At 42.5% G+C, this 17310-nt stretch carries 13 protein-coding genes and 1 other RNA gene; 6 read left to right on the top strand and 8 right to left on the bottom strand.

Translation table 11 applies throughout. The features are described from left to right. Nucleotides 1-234 precede the first annotated feature (234 nt). The 6 genes from ACT3TH_RS07820 to ffs all read right to left on the bottom strand — a co-directional run bounded on the left by ACT3TH_RS07820 (nucleotide 235) and on the right by ffs (nucleotide 8572). A complete protein-coding gene (locus ACT3TH_RS07820) occupies nucleotides 235-2067 on the bottom strand; it encodes an extracellular solute-binding protein (protein ID WP_444755286.1) in 1833 nt (610 codons plus the stop codon). Between the two features lie 294 nt (nucleotides 2068-2361). Continuing rightward, on the bottom strand, nucleotides 2362-3504 hold the full coding sequence (gene serC, locus ACT3TH_RS07815; protein WP_444755285.1) for a 3-phosphoserine/phosphohydroxythreonine transaminase: 1143 nt from the start codon (nucleotides 3502-3504) through the stop codon (nucleotides 2362-2364). Between the two features lie 177 nt (nucleotides 3505-3681). Further along, nucleotides 3682-4575 carry a hypothetical protein gene (locus ACT3TH_RS07810; RefSeq protein WP_444755284.1) on the bottom strand — a complete coding sequence of 298 codons (894 nt, stop codon included), beginning with the start codon at nucleotides 4573-4575 and terminating at the stop codon, nucleotides 3682-3684. Nucleotides 4576-4683: 108 nt separating this feature from the next. Further along, nucleotides 4684-7644 carry a M48 family metalloprotease gene (locus ACT3TH_RS07805; protein WP_444755283.1) on the bottom strand — a complete coding sequence of 987 codons (2961 nt, stop codon included), beginning with the start codon at nucleotides 7642-7644 and terminating at the stop codon, nucleotides 4684-4686. A gap of 39 nt (nucleotides 7645-7683) precedes the next feature. Further along, nucleotides 7684-8280 carry a LemA family protein gene (locus ACT3TH_RS07800; RefSeq protein ID WP_444755282.1) on the bottom strand — a complete coding sequence of 199 codons (597 nt, stop codon included), beginning with the start codon at nucleotides 8278-8280 and terminating at the stop codon, nucleotides 7684-7686. Nucleotides 8281-8475: 195 nt separating this feature from the next. Beyond that, nucleotides 8476-8572, bottom strand: an RNA gene (ffs, locus tag ACT3TH_RS07795) — signal recognition particle sRNA small type. Between the two features lie 276 nt (nucleotides 8573-8848). On the opposite strand from ffs, the gene ACT3TH_RS07790 reads away from it, so the two are divergent. Continuing rightward, nucleotides 8849-9562 carry an SIMPL domain-containing protein gene (locus ACT3TH_RS07790; protein ID WP_444755281.1) on the top strand — a complete coding sequence of 238 codons (714 nt, stop codon included), beginning with the start codon at nucleotides 8849-8851 and terminating at the stop codon, nucleotides 9560-9562. Between the two features lie 163 nt (nucleotides 9563-9725). Here the strand turns inward: ACT3TH_RS07790 and ACT3TH_RS07785 are convergent, their stop codons facing one another. Together ACT3TH_RS07785 and glnA are read right to left on the bottom strand one after the other, a co-directional pair. Further along, the gene (locus tag ACT3TH_RS07785; protein WP_444755280.1) at nucleotides 9726-10475 is read right to left on the bottom strand and encodes a DUF4124 domain-containing protein; all 750 of its coding nucleotides are present in this window, start codon (nucleotides 10473-10475) and stop codon (nucleotides 9726-9728) included. A 198-nt stretch (nucleotides 10476-10673) separates the two neighbouring features. Further along, nucleotides 10674-12083 carry a type I glutamate--ammonia ligase gene (glnA, locus tag ACT3TH_RS07780; RefSeq protein ID WP_444755279.1) on the bottom strand — a complete coding sequence of 470 codons (1410 nt, stop codon included), beginning with the start codon at nucleotides 12081-12083 and terminating at the stop codon, nucleotides 10674-10676. Between the two features lie 802 nt (nucleotides 12084-12885). Here glnA and ACT3TH_RS07775 point away from each other — a divergent pair. The 5 genes from ACT3TH_RS07775 to ACT3TH_RS07755 all read left to right on the top strand — a co-directional run bounded on the left by ACT3TH_RS07775 (nucleotide 12886) and on the right by ACT3TH_RS07755 (nucleotide 17301). Next, the gene (locus tag ACT3TH_RS07775; RefSeq protein WP_444755278.1) at nucleotides 12886-13509 is read left to right on the top strand and encodes an anthranilate synthase component II; all 624 of its coding nucleotides are present in this window, start codon (nucleotides 12886-12888) and stop codon (nucleotides 13507-13509) included. Between the two features lie 113 nt (nucleotides 13510-13622). Then, entirely contained in the window at nucleotides 13623-14759 is a 1137-nt protein-coding gene (trpD, locus tag ACT3TH_RS07770; protein WP_444755277.1) for an anthranilate phosphoribosyltransferase, read from the top strand. Between the two features lie 82 nt (nucleotides 14760-14841). Then, nucleotides 14842-15702 carry an indole-3-glycerol phosphate synthase TrpC gene (trpC, locus tag ACT3TH_RS07765; protein ID WP_444755276.1) on the top strand — a complete coding sequence of 287 codons (861 nt, stop codon included), beginning with the start codon at nucleotides 14842-14844 and terminating at the stop codon, nucleotides 15700-15702. 69 nt (nucleotides 15703-15771) lie between these two features. Continuing rightward, entirely contained in the window at nucleotides 15772-16503 is a 732-nt protein-coding gene (locus ACT3TH_RS07760) for a Smr/MutS family protein (protein ID WP_444755275.1), read from the top strand. Nucleotides 16504-16668: 165 nt separating this feature from the next. After that, the gene (locus ACT3TH_RS07755; protein WP_444755274.1) at nucleotides 16669-17301 is read left to right on the top strand and encodes a DNA-3-methyladenine glycosylase family protein; all 633 of its coding nucleotides are present in this window, start codon (nucleotides 16669-16671) and stop codon (nucleotides 17299-17301) included. Nucleotides 17302-17310: the final 9 nt, after the last annotated feature.

Here is a 17310-nt window from a genome sequence, read left to right as displayed (position 1 = left end):
TTAAATCCTTACCAGTGGTTATTTTTCTTGCTAATGTTTTTATCTAAACATAACATTTTTATTTACACACAATCGCTTCAATTCAAAAAGGATACCATGCTGCTGGGATGAATTCTCTGCAGCCTCTGTCTATAGAGCGGCAGCAATCGAAGAAAATTCATGTCAACAGAATACGTTTTGCATTACTTTCTTACTATGAATGGACGATATTTATATATGAAAAACCAAATTCACTTATCGCTTTAGATACTGATTGACACGCGCTTCTGCTTCTTTATCCGCCCACCAGTAATCGATACCGACTGCATTGGTCGGTAGTGTTTCAGTATGGCGGTATTGATCCCAATAAGCGACATTGGTACCGGACTTGCCATATAGCGGCACTAGATAATGACCTGCGCGCAGCAAGCGATCAAGCACATGAGTGTAGAGGACAATTTCGTCACGATTTTTAGCATTGCCCAGTTTTTCAATAACCGTATCAATCCCTGCATTTTTAATACCGACGGTATTACTATTACCCACTTCGTCAGCAGTAGTGCTACCCCAAAATCCAGCTTGCTCTGCACCTGGAGACAAACTTTGGGCAAACTTATCAACCACCATATCATAATCAAAAGTACGCATACGTTCATAATATTGCGGGCCGTCAACTTGACGCAGCGTCGCATTGAATCCTAGACGCTTAAGATTGCGAATATAAGATAACAGCACACCGCTCATTGTTTCACCCGTCATCAAAATCTCAATTTGCGCAGGCTTGCCATTGGGTTGATACAATTTCATATCATCATAATAAAACCCAGCATCTAGCAATAACTGCCGCGCCTTTAACAGACCTTCGCGATTAAAACCACTGCCGTCACTGGTTGGCAGCTGCCACTCTGCCAATACCGCTTGACGCTGAAGTGGCTCAAGCTTGGGCAGTAGTGGATTGAGCACTTTCATTTCGGCCGCAGATGGTGTGCCTTTTGCAGCAAGCTCTGAACCATGAAAAAAGCTTTGTAAGCGTTCATACTGCCCATGAAATAACGTCTTATTCATCCACTCAAAGTCATAAGCCGCCGTTAGCGCTTTACGAACACGGATATCTTGAAAGATTGGCTTACGCATATTCATGACCAACCCTTGCATCGGTACAGGGTTTTCACTACTGATCGTTTCTTTTTTAATCATGCCCGCCTTGACGGCAGGAAAGTTATAACCAGTCGCCCAGTTAGAAGCTTTATTTTCTGCGCGAAAGCGATATTGACCAGACTTAAACCCTTCAAAAGCAATCTCATCACTTTGATAATACACAAACTTAATCATATCAAAGTTATAACGACCCCGATTGACCATCAAATCACGTCCCCAGTAGTTGGGATCACGTACATAGCTGACTGCACGACCTGCATCAACGCGCCCAAGCTTATAAGGTCCACTACCCATCAGCGGTGTCAGGGTGATTTTTTCGTAATCAGTATCGATCGAAGACTTAGCAAATATAGGGAACTGCCCGACGGTTAATAGAATTTCTTTATTATCACTTGATTCAAAGACAAACTTCACTCGCTGCTTATCTAGAATCTGCACTTCACGGATGTCACCCAAATAGCTACGAATGTACATCGGCCCTTTATTTAATAGAGCATCAAACGTCGCTTTGACATCACGACTGGTCACGGGTGAGCCGTCCCAGAATCGCGCAGCAGGATCAACATGATATATGATCCAACTGGTATCTTCTGGATCGTAAGTCACCTTATTTGCCAGTTGCGGATACATGGTAAATGCTTCGTTTAAAGAGCCAGTCATCAAGGTATCGTACAGATAGTCGGTACCAATCATCGCCACACCAGTCGTCATCCATTTATTGGCACTGTTAAAGGTACCGCGCGCATCCAATGAAAGCGTGCCACCTGTTGGTGCCTCTGGATTGGCGTAAGGCAGATGAGGCGCGTCGATATACTCAGTAGGGCTATTATGACCAAGCGCTGTCGTCGTCATTGGCGCAGCAAAACTGACAGGCATCCAGCCGATAGTAATAGTGAGCAAGACGGTTTTTAACATGATATTTTTAATCATAATAAAGTGATGACAAGCCCTTATACCAAATCAATGAAAGTACTGAATATTTACCAAGTAACAAAAAACAGATTAAAAAATAAAAAAGATCAGTCTGAAATCAACAACTGGGCTAAAATTTCATCATAACAAACTTAGGTTTTTTAACCTAATCGTTTGCTACGTTAAGTACGGCTTTTACCATCTCAATAACGTAAAAATCAGAAATAAACTTAATAAAAAAAGACGCCGCTTACAAGGGCGGCGTCTTTTTATACTAAAACCTAAAATGACTAGTTATCAAATACTAGCGACTTAAGCGTGCTTTTTTTCGAACGCTATCATAAAGTCCACGAGCTGTTGTACCCATTCAAGCGACACGGCGTTATAAATGCTAGCTCGCATACCGCCCACATCACGGTGACCTTTTAAATTCAATAGACCAGCAGCCTCTGACTCTTCTAAGAAAACTTTATCAAGGCTGCTGTCAGCTAACGTGAATGGCACGTTCATAATGGAGCGATATTTAGGAGCAACTGGATTCTTATAAAAGTTGCTGTCATCGATGGTTTTGTACAGCAAATCAGCTTTTTGCTGGTTGATTTTACCGATAGCAGCCACGCCGCCCTGCTCTTCTAACCAATCAAAAACCAGTCCTGCCAAATACCAAGAGTAAGTCGGGGGCGTGTTTGACATGGACTCTCTTTCGACCTGATGCTCATAATTCAGCAGCAGTGGACACCACTCACTCGCCTTGCCCAAGAGATCTTCACGGACAATCACAATGACCAATCCTGCAGGGCCAATATTTTTCTGTGCACCCGCATAGATCATACCAAACTTAGACACATCAATTGGCTGTGACAAGATGCAGGAAGACATATCAACGATAATGGGCGCATCCACTTGTGGTGGCTCAAAAATCTGCAAGCCATGAATGGTTTCATTGGCGCAATAATGGAAGTACGCCGCATCTTCGCTAACATTCCAATCGTTTTCGTCTGGTACATCGGTAAAGTTACTGTCTTTCCCCGTTGCCACCACATTAATCTCACCAAGACCGAGATTGGAATAACGCTGCGCTTCCTTAACCGCTTTAGCTGACCAAGTACCAGTCGTTAGATAATCTGCACGTCCACCATTCAATAGATTCAATGGAATCGCTGAAAACTGTAAACTTGCGCCGCCTTGTAAAAACAGCACTTTGTAGTTGTCTGGAATATCCATTAGTGAGCGCAATTTGGCTTCGGCTTTTTCAGTAATGGCCAAATACTCTTTGCTACGGTGGCTCACTTCCATTACCGATACACCACGTCCTTGCCAGTCAAGCAGCTCATCTTGCGCCTGTAATAATACTGCAGTCGGTATCGTGGCAGGCCCTGCAGAAAAGTTGGGTAAACGATGAGGGGTCGCAGCACTAATTGGTGTTGTTTTTGTAGGGACTGAATTTGTAGACATGGCTATCATCCTAGTATGATGGGCGAATCGTTGTGAATTGGCTCTTAAAATCTAATTAACGGACTACCTAAAACTATCAAACTACCTCAAGAGAAGTCTTATATGTATTATAGCTATTCAAAGTCATCTTATTTATGTACCAAATCATTAAAGCGCGCATGACCAATTCATGCTTGACTAGCCAGAGATCTGCGCCCACAGTTGACGCTTTAAGTTACTATCAGCAAGCATCTCATTCAATGTAGGCGCGTCGGCAAGATTGGGATGCTCAAGACCTTCAGGCAGCTCAGTCAATGCAGCGATTTGTATGTCTTCACTTCGACCTATCTTAAATACATAACCTGCAAGGCTTGCGTTGGCAAGCTCAGCTGTATCCATACCTTTACAAATGGGAAATGAGGTGGTCTCGCAAGTGATTGAGAGTGCTTGCGTGATATTTTCCCATAGCTTTTGGCTGTCATTATCAAGGGCTTTGATATCAACCAACACCACCCAGTTGCCATAGCGACCACCTTGTAAATCAAAGGGTGCAACTTTCAGCAGGGTGTCATAACGGGGTTCAGTAGAGTCCGTTTGTTCAACTAAGACAGAGATTTTCTGTATTGATGTATCAACAAAGTTCGTAGTCGCTATATTAGGGGTGCTCGTATCAAAGCTGTAGGTAACTGGACTTTGTTCATGAGATGGGGTTGATGTAATGTCAGACGTATCGTCATTCGCATCATGATAATAGCGGTTAATAGCATCCTCATCTACGAGGTTTGAGGATGTATCATTTATCGAGTGATTATTCAAAATATCAGTATTGAAAATTTCAACGTCTGGCAGACCAATAGCCGAAATATCAGTATCCGGCATATCGGCGTTTAGATCATCAATACTTGGTTGTTCAACGCTGGTATGAGAAGCAGCAGATTGAGTTGTCGTGCGAGTAGTAGGTGCCGTAATATCAGCGATGTTAATAGTTTCTGAGGTTGGCTGCACCCACTGATTGATACCCATCATCGCTAAAATCTGGCGCTGCTGCATACGACGTTGTAATACAATTAGCGGATCTTGGATATCACTCATGCGTCTCTACTATCCTACTTATTTTAAATGGCTTTACAGTTTTTTATTTTGATGACTAAGACAAAACGCACCTTAGCTCAGTAGTTCTACATTTATCAATCAACTTACTCAAAACAGTTTCCGAACGCCCAACCATCGCTCTGATAGTAAGACTAAGCAATCGTACTCGTCTTGACTGACTATCGTATCGTGTAACATCATCGTATGCAATGTACTTAACCACTGTCGATAATCATTGTAGTCATAAGGGTTGTCGAGAAAGCCGTGATCAGCACGGCTGTCATGGGTCTGACTATTATAGTCTATTTGATCCCCGCCCTGTTGTCTCTCTTGGGGATTATTCTTCTGCTTATCTTGTCTGGCAGACGATATATAAGCAGGCACAATCTCTATCAATGCCAATAACTGTATACTGTTTAGACTCTGTGCTGTTAATAACAGCCATTGCAAATTGGCATCGCTAACGGCAGCCAATTCGATATCAATTAAACGTGCATGGCGTTTTAAGTGCACAATATAATGAGCCACGCTCGCGTCGTTATAACTGAGTAACGAGCTGTCTTGTGCCGACGTCATCTGACCTTTAATGTCTTTTGATAATCGATAGGCCAACAGTATGAGCACTGACCGCTTGGTATCATTTATACTGGCAAATACCTGACCGGACGGATCAAGCTGGGCGAAGATATCATCTCTGCCCGCTTGCAATACTTGCTGCCATGACGCTTGCATGACTTGCTCATTGTTTAATACGTTAGATAAGACGGGTAATAACCGCTGTAAATGAAGCGCTTGCCACAAAGATAAGATCGGTGGTATCTGCGACTTGCCAGCCTTTGAATGAGTTAGCAATAGATTCGGCTTGTCAGTAAGCCCTCCACTATCGATTATCTTATCCGCAAAACTCTTAGTCAGTTCAGCCGTTATTTGGTTGTCAAACAACGTCATCATACCGTGCTGATAGCGTTTAAGCATTGTCCGACATTTTTTTTGTTGGATATAATGCTGATAACTTTGGTTACTATGATCGCTTTCATGTTTTAGGCGTAATTTGTGGATGGCACTTTCAGACAGATCATGCCGACTCAGTTGCTTTATTGCTAGTCCAATCAGAGTACTGTCCAAGCGGCGGTCAAGAAGGGCCACCCTCTCTAATAATTCATGATCTATCGTATGCGGTAAGGTTTGCTCATGAGTAATGGTTGCATTTGCTGGACTAATATCAGCGTCATTGGCGACAGTAGGCAATTCGTGCCAAATGACTGTCAAATCATAGCGCGTTGCCGTCGATAGCATGCAACCTTGATGACATAGCATCACTGCCTCAATCAACGCTTGCGCTCCTAGCGCATGGTGACTGTGATTTAGCACATAATGTGGTAATGAAGCTATTGGTACATCATCGATACTGATCAAGGTTGCTGGTGGCAAATTACTGTCTGGTTTTGCTTGCCACGGCTTTAGCCACTTATGAGCGTGAACTTCTTGCGCTTTTACTTGCAATCGCCCATTTACAATCATATCTTTTTCTAAGGCAAACTCAAGCCCTGTTTCGACCTCTATATTTGATTCATTATCAACGTTACTGTCAGAAGAAGTAGGAACGTCATCACTATTAGTCACATTACTACCAGTCACATTTAGACGTTTGTCCAATTGATTGTTGGTTGCATTTTTTGTGTTATCAGTATTAGGTAGTGATTCAGACTGAGTTTTTTCTTGAAATTTATTGCTTAGGCTATTTTCTTTTATTATTCCCCAATCACCCAGTCGACGCTGTCCATATATCTGTCTGACTTTTTGTTGATTAAGACGCTTTTCTTTAGCAATTTGAATAGCGAAACTTTGATACGCATTCGCATTAATGGCACTCATACGCTCAGCCAAACTAGGATGAGTGGCAAACCATGATACGTCTCCCAAATCTGCACCACTGCTGGCAAAAAAGAAATGGCTGAGTCCATTGATATCGGCAGTACCCGTTAAGCGCGAGCCAAATGAGTCTTGATGAATGGCTTTTAAGGTTTCTATAATAGCGGGCGAGCGCGTAAGCTGTACACTGGTCGCATCAGCCAACAACTCACGCTCACGATTAAAACTGTGTTTAATCAACTGAGCACTGGCCATACTTGAGAAGCTTAAGGCATGTAAGATCAATACCCAGATACTCGGCAATGCTGGCAGTCCAGTGGCAGCCCTGTTTTGTTGCCACATTGATTGATTTCTAGATAAGGACTGCTGTTTTTGAGATTGGATCTGCCAGTAAGCAACCCAATCCTCATGCGTTTTAAAATTGGCAGTTTGCGCTTCATTAGCGTGGTCATTTCTATTGTCATTATTGTGACGCCAAGAACGACCTGAGCCTATAGAACCAACAGGATCGCTCCAGTCATACAGTATCTGTAAGCCTGCGAGTATCACCATAAGCTTTAGGTTAAATGCAGCATCCCCATGCAGGATGTGACCGTACTCATGACCAATAAGTCCGTATAGCGCTTCATCGGACAACTTATCCAGCGCGCCTTGCGTCACTACCAATACCATATCTTGACTATGTCGACCTGCTACGAAGCCATTAATACCCTGCTCATTCGGCAGCACATAAAGAATTGGCATTGATATACCCGAAGCAATGACTAGCTGCTGGGCAATCTCATAATAACGACGATAAACAGGTGGAAAATCGCGCTCATTACGCACCGCAATATGACGTGGACTGTAACGAACTTTTTGCACAGGCTCATGTTGATGGGCGACGCCGCGGCTTTGCTCCCAAACATCTTGACTATGGTCAATGAATAATCTCACTGCCCCTACTCGCCGAGCAATGGCACGGCCACCAGCTTTTAACCGACGATACTCTAAAAAGCTACCAACGATAAAACTCCCTAGTATCCCGACGATGACCAGTATCAGCACCCAATGATAGATGCCACCAGTAAATAACGTAAGCAATAGCGCCATGATAGCAAGCCCTACTGCCATATGGACAAATACAATAAGAAAAAACAGCCCATAGAGTAACAGGCTGCGCTGAGTACGTGTCCGCTGGGCGCCAAAAAAATCCATTTATTTGTCTGACCCAAAGATAAGTAAACGCATGGGATATCAGCTCATATCAACGGTTGGCGCTTGAGCAATTGCTTTTCTATCCTCAAAAATCAGTTGACTCAAAGGACGAAATCCAAAGGTTGTACTAACAAGGTTGTTTGGAAATACTTCGCGATCATTATTATAAAACATGACGCTGTCATTATAATGTTGACGCGCAAAGCCGATGCGATTCTCCGTATTGGTCAACTCATCCATTAGCTCTTTTATCATACTGTCTGCTTTTAGCTCAGGATACGCTTCTACAACTGCCGAGAACTGACCCAATGCCTTGGATAACATATCTTCTGCTTTGGCAAATAATGCCATATGCTCAAGCGAATCTGGTCGATGCTGATTGGAATCTTGCAAGCTTTGGGCATGATTACGTGCAGCAATAACGCGAGTCAACGTCTCTTGTTCGTGCGTCAAATAGCGCTTTGCAGTTTCAACGAGGTTTGGAATCAAGTCATGACGGCGTTTAAGCTGAACATCTATTTGAGCAAAACCATTTTTTGCTTGATTGCGCGCGCGTACCAACTTATTAAATATCGCAACCCCAAACACTACTACCAATACCACAAGGGCAATAAACAACCAGACAAACAGTTTCATAATAGAGTCCCAAAAAGTTTAGGGTTAACAAAAGTTAGTACATTATATTCTAACCCATCTTAATCCATGTAATCTCAGAACGGGACAAAATTTTTTGCAAAAAAAAGCCCTTTACAATGAAGGGCTTAATACAAAACATAAGTATTTTTAATTCTTTATCAAGATATTTATCGAATTTTAGGCAAAAAAAAGCGACTCCAAAAGCACATCCTCGGCACACATTGTGACTATTACCGTTGCTACCTTCCGGTCCTGGCGGGATTCATAGAACAATGTTGCGAGGCTACCAATGGAGCCACCAGTCGCAAATTATACAAGAATTTTTTAGCATTGCAACCCCTTTTATAAAACTGTTTGTTTTATACCCTATAACAAGCCGTAACTTAGGTGACAAAATTCTAACAGCAGGGGTCTTAATTTTTGCTATTTTAGTGTGTGGAGTTGGACACACATTGTCATCTAATAAATAAAATGAAAAATGAACAACTTCCAAAACAATCATGGGTTTTATCAGTTTTATACTAATAGACTCATGCACATACTATTGAGGTTTACTTAGGAGATTATTATGAAAAACATGTTAATTAATAGAGCGGCGCTTACTACGGGCACGGCGCTTTTATTCACAGTAATGATGGGTAGCGCCCATGCAGAAACAACTGGTTATGACCAGTTAACCTTTCAAGCAGAAGTAAAAGAAGAGATCCAGAATGATGAAGTACGCGCCAGCTTATATAAAAAAGCGCAAGCAACTGATTCTAAAACGCTAGCAACTACGCTCAATACCACTATTAATAATGCAATGAGAATTGCTAAGCGCTACCCTAGCGTTACAGTCAGTACAGGACAGCAGACTACCTACCCTCGCTATGATAAAAACGACAAAATCATTGGCTGGACAGGACAGGCAAACATTGATCTAAAGAGTACAGATTTTGCAGCGACGAGCCAGCTGATTGCCGATTTGCAGGAAACGCTCGTCATGGACAATCTAACTTTTGGGGTTTCAGACACTAAGAAAAATGAGTTAGAGCAAAAACTGATGACCGAAGCTTCTCGTGCGTTTCAGCAGCAAGCTAAGAACCTAACCCGTGCATGGGACGCTCGCAGCTATCGTGTGGTAAATGTCAGTCTGAATGCAGGCAGTAACTACCCACGTCCAATGTACGGCGCTATGGCCATGAAGTCTGAATCTGCTGATGCAGTGCCAAGACAAAGCTTTGAGTCTGGCAATAGCACTGTTTCAGTGACCGCTAATGGTACAATTGAGCTGACTAAATAAATCAAAGATATTTCAAGCAAGTTGAGTGATTTATGATAAAAAGGCAAGCACTATCAATAGTGCTTGCCTTCTTTTTTGCATATATCAAACCTATGAACACCGAATGGACATAAAATAGTGTTACTGGTAAGCCATTCTAAGAAACAGTCTTAAAGAAGACGCTCTAAGGCTTCGCAGTCTCTTTTTGACGCATTTTCAACATGACCTTTTGGTGCCACGGCAAATTTTGATAAGCCAAAAGTTGCTTGGCAATTTCTTTATTGTTTTGCATCGTGGTATTGTTTTGAATCACATAAATGGTGCGAGTCACTTGTTGAAGCACCTCGCCATTCTCGTTTTTTACCACAGCTTTTATCTCGTGCGCTCCTGGCAAAATATTGACCGTTGCAATCGTGCTACTAAGACCCTGTGCAACCTCATTGTTATCAAAGTAGATACTCACATTATCGCCTGCTTGTAGAGCAGGTTTAATTTGCACGTTCACATTGATACTTTGCGCCGGGCGACGATAAGCCCGCTCTTCGCTCGGCTCGACAATAGCAAGTTGATAGTTAATTGCTACTTTAGCCTTAGTACTGGCAACCGGTGTAACAGGCACTTGGCGTGTGTTAGTTGGCTGACTGCTCGCTTCATTGCTACTTGTATCATTACTAGCTGAGCTGTTGCTACTTGTTCTAGTTGTCTCATTACCTGTGGTAATGGCCATCTGACTGATTTGTTTACCCGCTTGCTGTTCATGATTCTGCGGTCGATCGGTAAACGTCACTTGTCCTGTTTTTTCATCGACAATTTTATAGATAGGCGCAGCATTTGCAGTCGCCGCACCTAGACTGACCACACTAATCATAAAACCAAATAGCAAAATTTGTGTCGGCTTTTTATTCAAAACTCTGTTTTTTGATAAGACAGTCATAATCAGTCAACCCAGCTTGTGTTTGTTATTGAAGTTATAACAGATATTATGCGGTACTTTTGCGGTTAAAGCAGTAATGAATGTAGAAAAAATTTCCCAATTGATTTGGATAATAGATATTAGAAACACAAAAAAACCAGCTAAGCGTTACTTAACTGGTTTTTATTTATCAAAATACTATGTATTTTAAGCCAGAAATTAACAGCTATAATACATATCGAACTCAACTGGATGTACAGTTATGTTCAAACGTTGCACTTCTTCTTCTTTCAATGCGATAAATGCTTCTAGCATGTCTTCAGTGAATACATCGCCTTTTAACAAGAACTCATGGTCATCACGTAGAGCCTGTAGCGCCACATCCAAGCTTTCAGCAACGGTTGGGATTTGTGCTTCTTCTTCTGGTGGTAAGTCATACAAGTTTTTGTCAGCCGCTTCACCTGGATGCATTTTGTTCTGAATACCATCGAGACCTGCCATCAGTAACGCTGCAAACGCTAAGTATGGATTTGCCGTTGGATCAGGGAAACGCGCTTCAACACGAACTGCTTTAGGGCTACTCACATGCGGAATACGGATAGACGCTGAACGGTTAGACGCTGAATATGCCAATTTGATCGGTGCTTCGTAATGTGGCACAAGACGCTTGTAGCTGTTCGTAGATGGATTGGTAATGGCATTTAACGCACGAGCATGCTTGATGATACCACCGATGAAATACAAGGCGGTTTCAGACAGACCAGCATATTCATCACCAGAGAATGTGTTTACGCCATCTTTTGAGATCGACATATGCACATGCATACCTGAACCATTGTCACCAACGATTGGCTTTGGCATAAAGGTCGCTGTTTTACCAAACTGATGCGCAACGTTATGAACCACATACTTCAATTGCTGAACTTCATCAGCTTTACGAACCATGGTATTGAACGCCACACCAATTTCAGACTGACAAGAAGCGACTTCATGGTGATGTACTTCTACGCTACCTTCACCAACGATCTCTTCAATACGTTCACACATAACAGCGCGCATATCGTGTGAGCTGTCGATTGGTGGTACTGGGAAATAACCACCTTTGACGCGTGGACGATGCGCCATGTTGCCCCACTCATAAGTCTCACCAGTTGACCAAGCTGCTTCTTCAGCTGTGATCTTATGGCTAACACCTGACATATCAATTGACCATTTAACATCATCGAATACGAAAAATTCTGGCTCAGGACCGAAATAGGCAGTATCACCGATACCAGTAGACTTTAAATACTCTTCAGCACGGCGAGCGATAGAACGTGGATCACGATCATAGCCTTGTAGCGTTGATGGCTCAATAATATCGCAAGTCACAACCACCGTTACAGCATCGAAGAATGGGTCAAGAAAAGCAGTTTCTGGATCAGGACGTAAGATCATGTCTGACGCTTCGATACCCTTCCAACCGGCAATGGATGAGCCATCAAACATTTTACCATCTTCCATGACTTCCTCGTCTATGGTAGACGCTGGGAAACTGATATGTTGCTCTTTACCGCGTGTATCGGTAAAGCGGAAGTCGACCCATTTAGCATTAGAGGATTGGATAAGGTCTAGTAGTTTGTTCGACATAAATAGTCTCCGTTGTGTAGATCACGTTATTGCGATTTTAAAGGTTTTGTTGCAATTTTTTGGTTTAAGAATGAAGGTTAGATAGGCTTCTAAAGTAAAATAGCGCTTTCCGTATTATGCTTATCATTATCATAACTATCAATGTTATTAGTTAAAAGGCATATTTAAGGCATATCCTGAATCAGACCAGCTTTCATTTCAAAATATTAAACACATGCCAAATAGATCACTCATTTTATTCTAACAGCATGTGACTCATCATGCCGAACTCTTCTATTATGTGTCAACACTCATTTTTGAACCACTGATAACCACTAACCTTCATAGCATCACTCATGCAAAGGCTGTGCCAATCTATCTATCGCTAGAACTAGAAAAAACTACAGCCATCTTAATTACGATGTATTTCAAACACCTACACTAAAATTTTAGTACCTCAAATATAATATTTTAGCTATTAATGGTTTAATTAATATTCTTCGCTAAGAATAAGAAATAAAAGTCTTGCACAGATTTAGTGCGAATTTATGAGCAATAATCGTGCATCTTGTAATTCTTTAGTGCATATCTCTGATTACAATTATTAAACTGGTGAGTTGCTTGACAGGTGCAATCTATAAGCCAAAATACATTTACGTTTGTTTAAGCCAATTTGTAGGGCAAGTGCCCTGCATTTGATAGAGGAGAAAATAGTGGTAAGATAACGGCGTCTTGCTATGATTAATATCATTAAGTCGGCTTAAGCCAAGTAGGAAGATATATAAGAGCTCAAATATAACGCTATTAATAAGTTGGAAACCCAATGATTCTGATGATCGATAATTACGACAGCTTTACGTACAATATTGTACAGTACTTCGGTGAGTTACAGCAGGACATCACCGTCTGGCGTAACGATCAAACCACTATTGAGCAGATTAAAGCATTAGCCCCCGATGCAATTGTCATTGGCCCGGGCCCCTGTGATCCTGACCGCGCTGGTGTGTCGCTAGAAGTTATAGAGACCTTTAAGGGCGTTTTGCCCATACTAGGGATTTGCTTAGGACATCAAGCAATTGGGCAAGCGTTTGGTGGACAAGTGGTCAAAGCAGGTAAAGTCATGCATGGGCGTTTATCTGCTATTTACCATAATAATAAAGGTGTTTTTGCAGGATTGCCCAACCCATCCCAAGTCACGCGTTATCACTCGCTTGTCATTGATAAGGCCACTCTGCCTGATTGTTTGGAGCTGACTGCTTGGACACAAAACATCGATGGTAGTATTGAAGATATAATGGGCATCCGTCACAACACGTTTGCCATCGAAGGAGTGCAGTTCCATCCTGAATCTATCTTAAGTGAAGCGGGCTATCAACTGCTCAATAATTTTTTGCAGACCCATAGTTTGGCAGTATTAAAATCAGATGATTTACCGCAAGTTGGTTAACGGTTGAATAAGTCGGCTGGTTACCGAATAAAAATAAGCAATCATGTTAGTAATAAGACCAATTTCAAATCCATTCATTTAAAAATTACATAAAAATAGTAAGCGAGATAATAATGAATACTGCTAAAACTGAGGAAACCCATAATTCAGACAACCTTTCTCAAAACAATGTTGCTCGACTGTCTGATGAAGAAATACATAAGCTGTTGACCACCGCCTTGGGTCGAATTTTTCAGCACATTGATTTGACCTTTGAAGAGATGTACCAAGTGATGCTGATCATTATGCAAGGCAAATGTAGCGATGCCATGATGGGTGCGATATTGACTGGACTACGGATGAAAGGAGAATCGATTGATGAGATTACTGCCTCCGCCAGTGCCATGCGAGATTTGGCAGCCAATATTGCTCCAGAAAATTGCGATTATCTGGTCGATATCGTCGGTACAGGCGGCGATGGTGCCAATCTATTTAACGTCTCTACTGCGTCGGCTTTTGTGGTAGCTGCCGCAGGGGCACAAGTGGCAAAGCATGGCAATCGCGGTGTCTCTACCAAGTCTGGCAGCTCAGACTTACTTGAAGAAGCCGGAATCAGTCTGGCGCTTACGCCTGAACAAACCAAAGACTGTATCGAAAATCAAGGTATTGGCTTTTTGTTTGCCCCAAACCATCATAGTGCGATGCGCTACGCCAACCCCGTACGTCGTGAGTTAAAATCACGTACGATTTTTAATATTTTAGGGCCGTTGACCAATCCTGCTGGCACGCCCAATCTAGTCATTGGCGTCTTTACGGCACAGCTTTGTGAGCCTATCGCTAAAGTGATGAAAAACTTGGGCGCACGTCATGTTATGGTCGTCGGCGCAAAAGATGGCTTAGACGAAATCAGCCTTGCCACGTCTACCACAGTGGCTGAATTAAAAGACGGCGAAATCTCCGTTTATGAGATGATGCCAGAAGACGCCGGTATCGAATCACAAACTCTCATTGGTCTTGATGTCCATTCTCCAAAACAAAGCCTCGAGCTGATTCGCGCGGCTTTATCGGGGTCAGAGACGACAGACCGCTCCGTGCTCAAAGCCCGTGATATGATTGCATTAAATGCAGGCGCAGCAATCTATACCGCAGGACTTGCCAGCAACTATCCTAATGGCGTCAGCCGAGCACAAAGCATTATTCAAAATGGTGAGGCTTTAATCAAGCTTGAGTCGTTAGCTGAGTACACGCAGCAACTGGCGATTAGAGGTTAAATAACAGGTTAAACCGTAAGCATATTAAGTGCACAAACCTAGCCACCCTCATCTATTTACACTTAACGATTCGGATACCAGCATGACCACAACTACTACAAAAATTCCTACGGTATTACAGCGCATTGTCGCAACCAAACTAGAAGAAGTAAAAGCCGCTCGCGAAGCATTGTCGCTTGAAAACTTACAAGCAAAAGTCGCAGCGGATAACAAACCACGTCGAGGATTTGCGGCGGCGCTGCGTGCAGCTGATATTGGTATCATCGCTGAGATTAAAAAAGCTTCACCTTCAAAAGGTGTCATCAACAATAACTTTGCGCCCGCTCTCTTTGCTCAGCAGTACGAGCAAGCGGGTGCCAACTGCCTGTCTGTACTGACAGACCGTGATTATTTTCAAGGCGATGACAGCTATCTTATTCAAGCTTCTAATACTGCAAGCCTACCTGTACTACGTAAAGACTTTATGATCGATGCGTATCAAATTTATCAATCTTATCTAATGGGTGCAGACTGTATCTTGTTAATCATGGCCTGTCTTGACGATGTGCAAGCACAAGAGCTACACGCACTAAGTATTGAGCTTGGTATGGATGTATTGATAGAAGTACATACCCAAGCAGAGCTTGAACGCGCGCTAGAGTTACCCCGCTCAGAGCATAATATTTATGGTATTAATAATCGTGATTTGAATACCTTTGATGTCAGCTTACAAACCACCCTTGATCTAAAGAATATTTTAATTAAGGCATTAACTGCTGATACTGATGGCGCAACGCATAAGCCCCTTATTGTTACCGAAAGCGGCATTCATAGCAGTGACGATATTCGTTTAATGCTAAACAATGATATTTCGCACTTTTTAATCGGTGAGCAGTTTATGAAGACCGATCATCCCGGACAAGCGTTACAATCCTTACTTGCGGGCGTTGCAGCAGACGGGTAAAGTAACGGACATAGTCTGGGATTCAATTATGAGACCATTCATTCATCAACCAACGATATGTTAACTTTTATGTCAAATTCTCTATTTTCAAAAGAAATGCAAGACCAACTCAAAGAGCTAAAAGGCCAACTGAGCAAAGGGCGTGATACTATTGCTCCCGAAGGTGAAAATCAAAAACCGACTGAGCCTGTTTCATTACCGACCCAAAAACAAGTCAAAAAAACGGTAAAACAGTTAGACAGTGAACATATCGACGATGATAAAGTACTGTTCATGCAAGCAATGCATGGTGTCAATCAGCTTGAAGACAAAAACGTTCGCTCACCTGCCAGCACCGCGAGAGCACGCAAACCTGATGCTGCAACGTTGTCAAAACGTGCGGCCGCTCAAGGTAGCGATGCCAGTGACTTGGGGGCAGGCTTGTCAGACATGCAGGCACTATTGAATCCTGTCGCTAGCGAGGCGTACTTATCATATAAACAGCCAACCTTGCAAAACAAGATTTTTGATCAGCTTAAGAAAGGTAAGCTACGTTGGTATGATGCCGTAGATATTCATGGCTGTACTATCGAAGAAGCACGTGATGCCATGACTCAACTATTGAGCCAAGCAAAACAGAATAATGAGACCATGGTAAAAATCGTCCATGGTAAAGGCAGCGAAGCCATTCTAAAAACTTGCGTTAATGGTTGGTTACGCCAATTACCAGAAGTATTGGCATTCTGCTCAGCCCCGCCAAAAGACGGTGGCAACGGGGCGGTATTGGTACTACTGAAAAAGCCTAAAGTTGATGGCGAATAAGCCCTACTGTTTTACTATAAAAAAGGACTGCCTATGTGCAGTCCTTTTTTTATTGCTCACTCTTACGTCGATGTCATCCTTGCCCTTAGGTGAAATAAATACCTATACTGTCCTTATACAAGCATTTATCTGATGATTAGCACAAACAAATAAGGCAAATCTATTATGAGCGTACATACCATTGAAAACCCCCAAGAGTTAGAGGCACATATCACAGCATTGACTGCTATTGAGCCAAAATTTGCTGCTGTCTATAAGCAAGTTGGAACGCCAGATCTCAGACACAATGTTGGCGGATTTGAGCAGCTGATGAGAGCCATGGTGGGTCAACAGCTTTCTGTAGCAGCAGCGGCAAGCATTTGGCAGAGGTTAGTTGATACAAATTTAACAACACCGCAAGCAATTCGTGAAGCGACCGATGAGACATTACGAACACAAGGACTGTCACAGCAAAAGACACGCTATGTTCGCTCATTAGTCGAGCATGATATAGACTTTGTGGCTTTAAAAGCCTTATCAGATGAAGAAGTGATAGAAACACTGACAGCCGTTACTGGAATTGGACGCTGGACCGCTGAGATGTACTTGTTGTTTTCGTTAAAACGCGCGGACATACTGGCTGTCGATGACTTAGCCATCAAAGCTGCTGCTATGGAACTACTGGGTTTGCCTGTGCGTCCAACACCAAAACAATTAAAGCACCTCACCCAAGACTGGTCACCACATCGTAGTGCAGCCAGTCTATTACTATGGTCATACTACGGTTTGTTACGCAATAAAACGGTGATTCCTTTATAGAACCATGAC

The organism is Psychrobacter sp. AOP22-C1-C5, assembly GCF_052378885.1.
Taxonomy (GTDB): Bacteria; Pseudomonadota; Gammaproteobacteria; order Pseudomonadales; family Moraxellaceae; genus Psychrobacter.
This window is presented reverse-complemented; position numbering and strand designations above follow the sequence as displayed.

Bases quoted from the DNA above. Each gene is read 5' to 3' on its own strand.
- ACT3TH_RS07805 (WP_444755283.1), bottom strand. From the start codon at position 7,644: ATGGATTTTTTTGGCGCCCAGCGGACACGTACTCAGCGCAGCCTGTTA.
- trpD (WP_444755277.1), top strand. From the start codon at position 13,623: ATGAATACTGCTAAAACTGAGGAAACCCATAATTCAGACAACCTTTCT.
- ACT3TH_RS07755 (WP_444755274.1), top strand. From the start codon at position 16,669: ATGAGCGTACATACCATTGAAAACCCCCAAGAGTTAGAGGCACATATC.
- ACT3TH_RS07785 (WP_444755280.1), bottom strand. From the start codon at position 10,475: ATGACTGTCTTATCAAAAAACAGAGTTTTGAATAAAAAGCCGACACAA.
- ACT3TH_RS07820 (WP_444755286.1), bottom strand. From the start codon at position 2,067: ATGATTAAAAATATCATGTTAAAAACCGTCTTGCTCACTATTACTATC.
- glnA (WP_444755279.1), bottom strand. From the start codon at position 12,083: ATGTCGAACAAACTACTAGACCTTATCCAATCCTCTAATGCTAAATGG.
- serC (WP_444755285.1), bottom strand. From the start codon at position 3,504: ATGTCTACAAATTCAGTCCCTACAAAAACAACACCAATTAGTGCTGCG.
- ACT3TH_RS07760 (WP_444755275.1), top strand. From the start codon at position 15,772: ATGTCAAATTCTCTATTTTCAAAAGAAATGCAAGACCAACTCAAAGAG.
- trpC (WP_444755276.1), top strand. From the start codon at position 14,842: ATGACCACAACTACTACAAAAATTCCTACGGTATTACAGCGCATTGTC.
- ACT3TH_RS07790 (WP_444755281.1), top strand. From the start codon at position 8,849: ATGAAAAACATGTTAATTAATAGAGCGGCGCTTACTACGGGCACGGCG.
- ACT3TH_RS07800 (WP_444755282.1), bottom strand. From the start codon at position 8,280: ATGAAACTGTTTGTCTGGTTGTTTATTGCCCTTGTGGTATTGGTAGTA.
- ACT3TH_RS07810 (WP_444755284.1), bottom strand. From the start codon at position 4,575: ATGAGTGATATCCAAGATCCGCTAATTGTATTACAACGTCGTATGCAG.
- ACT3TH_RS07775 (WP_444755278.1), top strand. From the start codon at position 12,886: ATGATTCTGATGATCGATAATTACGACAGCTTTACGTACAATATTGTA.